This window comes from Marinilactibacillus kalidii (assembly GCF_017599325.1).
Lineage (GTDB): Bacteria > Bacillota > Bacilli > Lactobacillales > Carnobacteriaceae_A > Marinilactibacillus > Marinilactibacillus kalidii.
In genome coordinates this window covers 60,139-71,121 of record NZ_JAGFVM010000025.1, presented here as the reverse complement: position 1 = coordinate 71,121, position 10,983 = coordinate 60,139, and the positions used below count along the sequence as shown (strand labels likewise).

At 36.5% G+C, this 10,983-nt stretch carries 11 protein-coding genes; 9 read left to right on the top strand and 2 right to left on the bottom strand.

The features are described from left to right. Positions 1-833, bottom strand: an 833-nt coding sequence (locus J5J05_RS05635; RefSeq protein ID WP_208559039.1) for an ISL3 family transposase, incomplete at its 3' end; no start/stop codon positions are given. Between the two features lie 333 nt (positions 834-1,166). On the opposite strand from J5J05_RS05635, the gene yihA reads away from it, so the two are divergent. The 9 genes from yihA to J5J05_RS05590 all read left to right on the top strand — a co-directional run bounded on the left by yihA (position 1,167) and on the right by J5J05_RS05590 (position 10,469). Further along, entirely contained in the window at positions 1,167-1,772 is a 606-nt protein-coding gene (gene yihA / locus J5J05_RS05630) for a ribosome biogenesis GTP-binding protein YihA/YsxC (RefSeq protein ID WP_208559692.1), read from the top strand. Next, entirely contained in the window at positions 1,769-2,914 is a 1,146-nt protein-coding gene (locus tag J5J05_RS05625) for a glutamyl-tRNA reductase (RefSeq protein ID WP_208559691.1), read from the top strand. The genes yihA and J5J05_RS05625 overlap by 4 nt, the downstream gene beginning before the upstream one ends. Before the next feature lie 156 nt (positions 2,915-3,070). After that, positions 3,071-4,372, top strand: coding sequence for a GTPase ObgE (obgE, locus tag J5J05_RS05620; RefSeq protein WP_279633296.1), 1,302 nt, complete (start codon positions 3,071-3,073; stop codon positions 4,370-4,372). 42 nt (positions 4,373-4,414) lie between these two features. Beyond that, positions 4,415-5,362 (top strand): ribonuclease Z, encoded by a 948-nt coding sequence (gene rnz, locus J5J05_RS05615; protein ID WP_208559690.1) that lies wholly within the window; start codon positions 4,415-4,417, stop codon positions 5,360-5,362. Then, complete coding sequence (locus J5J05_RS05610) at positions 5,362-6,150, top strand: SDR family NAD(P)-dependent oxidoreductase (RefSeq protein WP_208559695.1); 789 nt, start codon at positions 5,362-5,364, stop codon at positions 6,148-6,150. The genes rnz and J5J05_RS05610 overlap by 1 nt, the downstream gene beginning before the upstream one ends. 72 nt (positions 6,151-6,222) lie before the next feature. Next, positions 6,223-6,633, top strand: coding sequence for a LapA family protein (locus J5J05_RS05605; protein ID WP_208559689.1), 411 nt, complete (start codon positions 6,223-6,225; stop codon positions 6,631-6,633). A gap of 20 nt (positions 6,634-6,653) precedes the next feature. Beyond that, on the top strand, positions 6,654-7,523 hold the full coding sequence (locus tag J5J05_RS05600; RefSeq protein ID WP_208559688.1) for a DegV family protein: 870 nt from the start codon (positions 6,654-6,656) through the stop codon (positions 7,521-7,523). Positions 7,524-7,610: 87 nt separating this feature from the next. Beyond that, positions 7,611-9,926, top strand: coding sequence for a single-stranded-DNA-specific exonuclease RecJ (gene recJ / locus J5J05_RS05595; protein WP_208559687.1), 2,316 nt, complete (start codon positions 7,611-7,613; stop codon positions 9,924-9,926). A gap of 30 nt (positions 9,927-9,956) precedes the next feature. Then, positions 9,957-10,469, top strand: a complete 513-nt coding sequence (locus tag J5J05_RS05590) for an adenine phosphoribosyltransferase (RefSeq protein ID WP_208559686.1) — start codon at positions 9,957-9,959, stop codon at positions 10,467-10,469. 65 nt (positions 10,470-10,534) lie between these two features. Here J5J05_RS05590 and J5J05_RS05585 read toward each other — a convergent pair whose 3' ends face one another. Further along, the gene (locus tag J5J05_RS05585) at positions 10,535-10,873 is read right to left on the bottom strand and encodes a winged helix-turn-helix transcriptional regulator (RefSeq protein ID WP_208559685.1); all 339 of its coding nucleotides are present in this window, start codon (positions 10,871-10,873) and stop codon (positions 10,535-10,537) included. Between the last annotated feature and the right edge of the window lie 110 nt (positions 10,874-10,983).

Genomic DNA, 10,983 nt, shown 5'->3' with positions numbered 1-10,983 from the left:
ATTCCTTTAGACGGATAGCTAGAATGGTTGTATTGTTTCATGATTTTTACTCTGATTCTATTTAAAGATCGATTAATCAACTGGGTGATGTGAAAGCGATCAATAATGATTTTTGCATTTGGAAAAAGCTCTCTTATAAAGTACTCATAAGCTGCGTTCATATCAATCACGATGAGTTTTACCTGCTCTCTCACTTTTAGCGGATACTTTTGAAAGTGAAGTTTGAGATAAGCTTTTCTTCTATCAGGAAGGATATCGATCACCTCATGTGTATCGCCATCGGCGTAAATGAAGCTCATCGAACCTTTCACATTTTTGACTGATTTGAATTCATCGAAAAGCAAACAAGGCGGTAAAGATTGGAAGTCAGGGTAATAGACTTGGGCGAATGTGCTAATCACTCGCTTAACGGTGGAAGGTGATACCGTATGTTCTTCTGCTATATACTTCATAGAAAGATCTTCTCTTGATTGAAAGCCGATGTGTTGCTTTACTTTCTTAGAAATAAAACAATGTTCTTCGACTTCTGAGGAATGAGCAGAGAAGGTCTGTGTACAAGACTTACAATAGAAACGTTGTTTCTTTAGATAAAGGCGCGTTGGATACCCAGCCACCTTATTCCAGACCATTTTAGTTAGCTTGGTTCCGTACTTAATAATGTTATAATCGGCGTTTTTAACACCGCACTTAGGACAATAGCCTGGTGTATAAGTGATTGTCCCACTGACAATATTGGTTAAAGTTCCTTTTAGGGTTTGACGATCGATCTGAGTCAATGTGATCGATTCATCTTGGATATGAAGCAATTTTTTGATATCATTAGATTCAAGCAAGCGAGATTCCTCCTATAGATTTGGTGTGGTAACTATAGTCTATCAGAGAATCTCGCTTGTTTCATTTTACATAAAAATAGTGTTGGCGAATTCTCACCAACACCAAATATTATAGAACCTAATTTAATACATGACATCAAGAGGTGCCTACAGAGATGTAGTCGCCTCTTTTTCTCTTCTATCTAAAAGTTTAAAAGTGAATGTCACACGTTTGTAACATTAGGAAAGTGAATGTCACAATGTTTAAAGAAGGACTTTAAAAACTTTTAGATTATGATATACTAATACAGGATTATATTAATCGAAATAAACAAAGTATAGGAGAAAAAATAAATGGATATAAATAAAATTCATTATGCAGAAATCGTCATTAGTGCAGTTTCTCCGCTTCAGTATCCAGATGATGGACTTCCAGAAGTAGCACTTGCTGGGCGTTCAAACGTAGGTAAATCATCTTTTATCAACACTATGGTTAATCGAAAAAAATTAGCGAGAACTTCTGGAAAACCAGGGAAAACAAGAACACTTAACTATTTTGATATTGAACATTCACTATTCTTCGTCGATGTTCCGGGATACGGTTATGCAAAAGTATCTAATGCAGAACAGCAAAAATGGGGAGACATGATGAATGTTTATTTCTCTAGTAGAGAAGAACTCAGTTTGAGCATTTTATTAGTGGATCTTAGACATCATCCAACGGAACTGGATATTCAAATGTATGACTTTTTGAAATATTATGATTTGCCAGTTCTAGTTGTTGCGACTAAGGCGGATAAAATCAAAAAATCTAAACGAAATAAACACATCAACCAAGTTGTCCAGACCCTTCAATTGGCTACAGAAGACAAGGTTATTATGTTTTCTTCTGAAACAAAGGAAGGTAGAGAAGAAGTCTGGAATGAAATACTTGCTAGTACAAGGACTGATCATAATTGAAAATATTAATGTATGGTGTAAATCAGGATACCGTATCTGTAGAAGATATTGACAGATACAAATTAAGTGAACAAGATAAAATTGCTCACTTAAAAGATATCAGTGCATTTCCAGGAGTACAAGAAGTATGTATTATGTCATCAGACGTACGTAGCGAATATTATCTAAATGTAGATGAGAAAAACTTCAAACATGGAGATTTATTGCGTTACTTATCTGAATATGCCGACAAACCACTTAAAGAAATCATCTTAGAGACGTATAGTAAATTCAATAAAGATGTGATCAATCATCTATTCTCAATCCTTAGTGGAATGGAATCCAAGGCTAGAGGATCATTTGCAACACTTAAATATGCTGAAGCTGCGCTAGAAACAGCGAATGATGAAGCTGTTTCAGGTCAAGTTCTTAGAGAATTATTTAAAAATGCGATTGATTTTTCTAGAAAGATGCGTTTATCTAGTACAATGCGACCGATTTATCTGACAGAACCTGCTAGAGCGATAGAAGTGCTTAAAGATAAAGCAGGAGAACTTGTCGATAAAAAATTAGTTTTATTCGGGACAGACTATGATATGCTTCATCTTTCTAAGATGTTATTGGAATTGGATATTGAATCATTGACAATCGTAGATGAAAACTCAATGAACAGTAACCATATGGTCACGATGTTAAAAGATTGGATATATTTGACGAAATCTGAGCATAATGAAGTTCGCTTACATGCTGCTGATCTTTCTTCAATGAACTATAGACTTTCAAATGCAGATGGTGTCGTCATCTCCTCTAATTTTGATAGTGAGCTTTTAACTGAAGACTTGATGCTAAATGTCAAAAAAATGAGACAGACGAAAAAAAGACAGCTTATTGTTGATTTCACTGAAAAAAAACAGTCAGCATTTAGTGTCTTAGGATCATTAGTCAGTTATGAAGCACCAAGTATGCATCATAGTAAAGATTTTTCAGAGGAAGAGGTTGCTTCAGCTGAATTGTTCTTCGAAGAGCATATGAATCAGGCAACAGATCGCTTTATGGAAAATTATAAACAAGCTACTGAAGTTACATCAGATAAAAAGAGAAATCTATCTCGCTTTAATTTAGCTGTAGGTTCTGACCATACCTTTGGTCATTTATCTACGTAAAGGTAATCATAAAAATTTAAGTTAGTTAACTTAATACAAATTAAAAGCGGGCCTGACCCGCTTTTATTATGCAATCATTTAAGAAGATTAGTAAATTAGTCTTTAATAGTGTAAAATGAAACATAACAGTACTGTACAGGAGAGAAGGATTTTTAGATGTCAATGTTTTTAGATCAAGTAAAAGTAAACGTAAAAGCAGGTAATGGCGGAGACGGCATGGTAGCTTTCAGACGTGAAAAATATGTACCAGATGGTGGACCTGCCGGTGGAGATGGCGGTATCGGTGGTAATATTATATTTGTAGTTGATGAAGGTCTTAGAACCTTAATGGATTTCAGATATAATAGACACTTTAAAGCAAAAAATGGTGATAATGGTATGTCTAAGAGTAAGCACGGACGCGGTGCACAGGATTTGTACGTAAAAGTACCACCTGGCACAATCGTGAAAGATGCGGAAACTGGACAAATGTATGCCGATCTAGTCAATCAAGGTCAAGAAGCTGTCATAGCTAAAGGTGGACGTGGCGGACGTGGTAACATTCGTTTCGCTACACCTCGTAACCCAGCACCAGAAATCGCTGAAAACGGCGAACCTGGAGAAGAAAAAGAAATAGAACTTGAATTGAAAGTACTAGCTGATGTAGGTCTTATAGGATTCCCATCTGTTGGGAAATCAACACTATTGTCAGTTGTATCAGCTGCTAGACCTAAAATAGGCGCTTACCATTTCACCACGATTGTACCCAATTTAGGAATGGTTGAAACGGAAGAAGGACAGAGTTTTGTGTTGGCTGATATGCCAGGATTGATTGAAGGAGCATCACAAGGTGTTGGTCTTGGAATCGAATTCCTTAGACATATCGAGCGTACACGTGTACTTCTTCATGTTGTTGATATGAGTGGGATTGAAGGCAGAGTGCCGATTGATGACTACATTACGATCAACAAAGAACTAGAAGAATATGATCTTAAACTAAGAGAAAGACCGCAAATCATTATTGCCAATAAAATGGATATGCCAGACTCTGCGGAAAACTTAAAAACTTTTAGAGAAAAATTAGATGAACTTGGAGAAGAAGTTGAAATCTTTGAAGTTTCAGCAATCTCTCAGCGTGGATTGACAGCTGTCTTATCTAGAACAGCTGAATTACTTGAAACGACGCCAGAATTCCCTCTATATGATGAAGAGACCGAAGAAGAAGAAAGAGTTCTTTATAAACATACACCTGCTGTTGACCACTTTAATATTATGAGAGAGCCAGATGGTACATGGGTTCTTTCAGGTGAGAAACTAGAGAAGCTATATAAAATGACGAACTTTGCGCACGATGAATCAATCATGAGATTTGCCCGTCAAATTCGTGGTATGGGTATTGATGAAGCGCTGAGAGCTAAAGGTGCTGTTAATGGTGATACTGTTCGTATCGACAATTTTGAGTTTGAGTTTGTAGAATAAATGATAAAATAAGGAAGTCAGAATTTAAATTAGGGGACAGTTATGGATTTATTATTTTTAGGAACTGGGTCCGGCGTTCCAGCTAAACACAGAAATGTATCAAGTATCGCATTGAAATTATTAGAAGAAAGAAATAGTGTATGGATGTTTGATTGTGGTGAAGCAACGCAACACCAAATACTACACACAACTTTGAAACCGCGAAAAATCGAAAAAATATTTATTACCCATATGCATGGGGACCATATTTTTGGTCTCCCAGGCTTACTGAGTAGTCGGGCTTTTCAGGGTGGAGACACACTATTAACTATTTATGGTCCTGTAGGGATCAAACAATATGTCTTATCGTGTCTACGCTATTCAGGAACGCACATTAAATATCCCATTAAATTTGTAGAATTTAATGATGGAGATACTATTTTCGATGACAATCAGTTTAAAGTGACTGTTAGAAAATTAAAGCATGGCATGCCCTCTTTTGGTTTTAGAATTGAAGAGGCAGATCACGAAGGTACGCTTCAAGCTGAAAAATTGAAGGCTGCTGGCGTGCCTTTTGGTCCATTGTTTGGCAAGTTGAAGAATGGCGAAACTGTAACATTAGAAGACGGTCGTGAGGTCGATGGTCGTGATTTCGTAGGTCCTACCCAAAAGGGAAGAACGATAGCGATATTAGGTGATACGGTTAAAACGGATGCAAGCAAAGAACTCGCATTGAATGCTGATGTACTTGTACATGAAAGTACATTTAACCATGCAGATGTAAAGTTAGCATCTAGTTATAACCATTCAACAAATGTGCAAGCTGCTGAGATTGCCAGAGATGCACGCGTTAAAAAACTATTATTGACACATATCAGTGCGCGTTATTTAAGTAACGATGTATATGAGTTACAAAAAGAAGCCCAGTGCATTTTTACTGAAACATATGTTATGCATGATTTGAAAGAAATTTCTATTCCACTTGAAAAAGAAGGAGACGAGCATAAATGATGGACTTAAAAGGTAAAATTGTATTGATTACAGGTGCTTCATCGGGTATCGGTGAAGAAATGGCGTATGCTGCTGCTAAAAAAGGAGCAACGCTCGTTCTTTGTGCAAGAAGAGAAGATAGGCTTGAAGAGGTTAGAAATCATTGTTTAGGTTTGACGACTGCCGATGTTCATGTTTATCCATTGGACGTATCCAATCCTGACGCTATCGAACAAACAATGGCTAATATTGAATCGGAAGTAGGGACAATCGATGTTCTAATCAATAATGCAGGATTTGGTCATACAGAAGAATTTGTAAGCTACGATTTAAATAAAGCTGAAAATATGTTTAGAGTGAATGTCTTAGCAGTCCTTTATTTATCACAATTGGCAGCTATTCAAATGGCTGAAAAACAAAGTGGTCATATTATTAATGTTGCTTCGATTGCTGGTAAGGTTGCTACGCCTAAAGCTGCGGTATATTCAGCAACAAAATTTGCAGTGATTGGGTTTAGTAATGCACTTAGATTAGAATTAGCACCCTTGAACGTTAAAGTGACAACGATCAATCCAGGTCCAGTTGACACGGCTTTCTTTGATAGCTTTGACCCTTCAGGAAACTACCTTGACAAGATAAGATCATTTGTATTAACAAGTGAAGAAGTAGCCGAAAAGACGATTAATGTTATTGGTACGAACAAACGTGAAGTGACGTTGCCATTTAGTTTGAATGTCGCTTCTAAATTTTATAACTTATTTCCTAGATTAGGCGACTACTTGATTATCAATAATTTTGATATGAAATAATTCACTATCAGTGAAAATAATTTCATAACATGTTATTCTTCAAGTATAATAGGTTAAAAGGAGATAACAATCATGAAAAAACAATGGAGTTTTGTTGGTGCATTTATACTCTTATTTATCGGAGCAATACTTTCTGTATTAAATGTAGATTCTGTACCCGTCAGTTTTGGCTTTGCCACATATGAATGGCCGCTAATTATCGTTATCCTTGGCTCTATCCTCTTAGGAGCACTCATAGCTACACTGCTATCGACTGTGAAACTTTTTCAAGAAACGAAATTGAGAAAAGAAGCTGAGAAATCTTCTACAGCTGCAAAAGATAGTGAAAACGCTCGTGTAAATGAGTTAGAAGCCAAATACGAAAATGAAATTGACCAATTAAAAGAAACTTTACGCTTAAAAGAAGAAGAAGTTAAAGAAGCACGTGCAAACAACGAATTGAATTCAACAGAAAATACGCCTGTTGAAAATAAAACTTTTTAATATTAAGAACAGGAGGACGTATGGATAAAGAAAAAATTGCCATTATGACAGATTCTGGCGCAGACGTTCCTGAAGAGATCATAGAAAAATATAATGTAAAAGTGATTCCACTAAAAATCATCTTTAAAGATGGTGAATTTACAGATAAACTTAATATCACAGCTGAAGAAGTTTACAAGCGTATGGAGAAAGAGATTCCTAAAACCTCTTTACCAGATGGAGAGATCATTAAAGGCATTTTCGATGAAATCAAAGCTGAAGGATATGATAAAGTCATAGCTATTACCATTTCCAGTGGTTTAAGTGGAACGAATAATATGGTTAGACTAGTTGCTGAGGACTACAAAGGCTTAGATATATTCGTTTTAGACACGAAAAATATTGGTATCGGGTCTGGACTCTCAGCAGTTGAAGCAGCTCACCAAATCGATCAAGGACTATCTTTTGAAGAAATCAAAAAGAACCTTGTCAAGAGTGCTGATAAAGCTAAAGTCTACTTCCATGTTCCGACATTAGAGTATCTTCAAAAGGGTGGGAGAATTGGACTCGTTCAATCCGTTTTAGGTAGTGTGATGAATTTGAAACCGATTATTACGTGTAATGAAGAAGGCATCTATCACACAGTAGCTAAGGTGAGAGGTAACGCCAAATCGATCAAAAGAACCATTGAATTAGTAGAAGCATATGCTTCACAGTCTGAAAAATATAACTTAGCGGTTGCTTATGGTGGAGAAACGGCTATCGAAGAAGCTAAATTAATCAAAGAAGAACTGAAAACGAAATTGCCGAATCACGAACAAATCTTTTTCGATCAAGTTAGTCCTGCTTTAGGTGTTCATACTGGACCAGGATTGATTGGAATAGGCGTCCAGCTTCTAGACGATAAATAGAATGATAAGCAAGAGCTTTGGAGCGTAAATAGCCACTGCTCTTGTTTTTTTATTGTTAGCATTTATTAGATTCAAGGAGTGAATATATTGAGCTTTAAACAGTCGAAAAAATGGACCATTCACAACAAACATGATCAAAGTAAAATACAAAAACTCTCGGAAGAATTAAATCGCTCGCCTTTTTTTATTACGCTTTGTCTAAATAGAGGATTGAGTACTGCGGAAGAAATCACTCGATTTATTTCTCCAGATGATTCTTGGTTCCATGATCCGTTTCTTATGCATGATATGCAAAAAGCTGTAGACAGAATCTCAAGTGCTGTCGAGCTTGGTGAGAAAATCATGGTTTACGGGGATTACGATGCGGACGGTGTAACGAGTACAGCGATCTTGTACGAAACGCTGGAAGCTATTGGTGCAAACGTCGAATATTTTATTCCAGATCGATTCGTAGATGGTTATGGACCTAACATAAAAGCTTTTAACTATTTCAAGGAAAATGGTACGCAATTGATCATCACTGTAGATAACGGCGTAGCTGGTAATGAGGCCATCAATGCCATTCAAGAAAAAGGAATCGATGTAATTGTCACTGACCACCATGAATTGCCAGACATCCTTCCAAATGCAGTAGCAATCGTTCATCCGAATCATCCAGAAGGTGAATATCCATTTAGTGACCTATCTGGTGCAGGGGTAGCACTCAAACTAGCTACAGCACTACTGGGTGATTTGCCTGCAGAATTACTTGATTTAGCGGCGATTGGTACGATAGCAGATCTTGTCTCTTTAACGGATGAAAATAGGGCAATCGTCAACTTTGGTTTAAAAACACTTAAGCAAACACAACGAGTTGGACTGATCAGTTTATTTAGTGCATTATCTCTGTCTTTAAAAGAGATTGATGAAACAACTATTGGGTTTAAAGTTGCCCCTCCTATAAATGCAATTGGTAGATTAGGAGACGCGACACCAGTAGTTGAATTACTGACAACATTTGATGAAGAAGTTGCACAAGAAATCGCGCATTTACTGGATGAAAAAAATAAAGAACGCAAAGAAATCGTCATGCAAATCACACAAGAAGCAATGGATCTATTAAAACAACAAAATGAAGCTTCTGTCTACGTTTTGGCAAAAGAAGGTTGGCATGAAGGCGTACTAGGTATTGTAGCTAGTAGGATTGTAAATGAGACTGGAAAACCTGCAGTGGTTTTAAACATCAATCCTTCAACTCAAGAAGCAAAAGGATCTGCTAGAAGTATAAAAGCCTTTAACTTATATGAAAGTTGTAATCATAATAGAGACCTTTTCAAACATTTCGGCGGCCATCATATGGCCGCAGGGATGACATTACCTGTAGAAAATATCATGCCATTGAAAGAAGCGCTTAATGAAACAGCAGATCAAGTGCAGCAGTCTACAGACTTTGTTGATGAACTGATGATCGAAGAAGAAGTGACTGTTGAACAAGTAGATTTGAAGGCGATCAAAGAGATCGAATTACTTAAGCCATTCGGTACGAATAACCCGAAACCTGTTTTCTTATTCTCTGAAGTTACGCCAATCGAGGCTAGAGCAATTGGTGCTGATAGAACACACTTAAAATTAAAAATTGATCAAAACGGTTCGCCATTGGATATTATTGCCTTTAACTATGGTGCTATGGCGGAAGCCTTGAAATCTGTCACACCGATTTCAGTTGTTGGGACGATCGAAATCAATGAGTGGAATGGCAATAAAAAGCCGCAAATGCAATTGACAGATATGAAATTTTTAAATCAAGTGGTTATAGACAAACGAACAACAGAACTGAAGAAATCAGACTTATTACTTGAAGGGGTAACGTATATTTTTTATGATGAAAAAAATTACGAGAAGTATCGTCCTTTTGTTTCAGAAATGTCTGATAGTCAGCATATAGATACAATTGCCGATGCTAAAGCCTTTAAAGCAACAAGACCATATGTTTTAGTCGATTGTCCCAATTCTTTGGAAATGATTCAGTCTACACTTCAACAAAGTGATGATCAAACAGTCTATTGTATTTTTTACACAAAAAGTAAGGACTATCTTTTAGGAATGCCTACGAGAGATCAGTTTGCTAAAGTCTATAAATTTCTAGCAAAACATAAGAAAATTAATCTTAAAGAAAAAGGTTCTTTGTTGGCGGATTACTTGAAAATCGATAAAACGATTTTAAAATTCATAATCAAGGTGTTTTTAGAAGCGGGATTTGTTACAATAGATAGCGGACTGCTCAGTGTGAATGCAGAAGCTAATAAGATGACGATTGAGGAGACAGCTGTTTACAAACAAAGATTAGAGAATATCGCTGTTGAAGAGACAGTCGTCTATAGTTCATTTAAAGAACTGACCCATACACTGAAAAACTTAGTTTAAAGACATTTAACTAACAAAAGGAGAATAAAAATGGATTTAAAAAACTATGTAGCGGATGTACCGGATTTTCCACAAAAAGGAATTACCTTTAGAGATATTTCCCCATTGATGGCTGATGGTGAAGCTTATCGTGAGGCAACACAAAAGATTGTTGAATACGCGAAAGATAAAGAAGTGGATGTTATCGTTGGACCTGAAGCAAGAGGCTTCATCGTCGGATGTCCAGTGGCATTCGAATTAGGTATCGGTTTTTCACCTTGTCGTAAAAAAGGTAAGTTACCCAGAGAGACGATCGAAGTCAGCTACGGTCTTGAATACGGTAGTGATATTTTACAACTACACAGCGACTCCATTAAACCAGGTCAAAAAGTATTAGTTTGTGATGATCTACTAGCTACTGGTGGAACAATAGCGGCTACGATCGAGTTAGTTGAAAAGCTTGGCGGAGAAGTTGTTGGCACTGCGTTCTTTATTGAATTAAAAGAATTGAACGGCAGAGATAAAATCAAAGGCTACGATATCTTTACATTAATGGAATACTAAAAAAAAAAACACTGCATCCGAATGGAAACTGTTTAACAGTTCATTCGGATGCAGTGTTTTCATTTTTAATGAGAGGATTGAAGTCTCTTTTTATGTTCGATTCCCCATTTATGCAAAGCATCTAAGATGGGTTCTAACGTACGACCATAAGGCGTTATCGCATATTCAACACGTGGTGGAACTTCTGGATAAACTTCTCTCGTTATAATTTCTTGTGATTCAAGTTCTCTCAGCTGTTTTGTCAACATTTTTTGTGTGATGTCCGGTATAGCTCTTTTCACTTCGCTGAAACGCATCGGACTAGTGTGCATCAAATTTAAAAGGATAACAGGTGTCCATTTTCCAAGTAGTATTTCTAGCGGTTCTTTCACTTTACAGTGGCTAGGTTGTAAATCATCAATCATTTAAACATCTCCATTAGTATATTAAGTATACTATAGCACTATAAAGTACCTACTTCAAATTAATATGTATTATCGGTATAATTAACTTACTAAATATAAGAGGAATGATA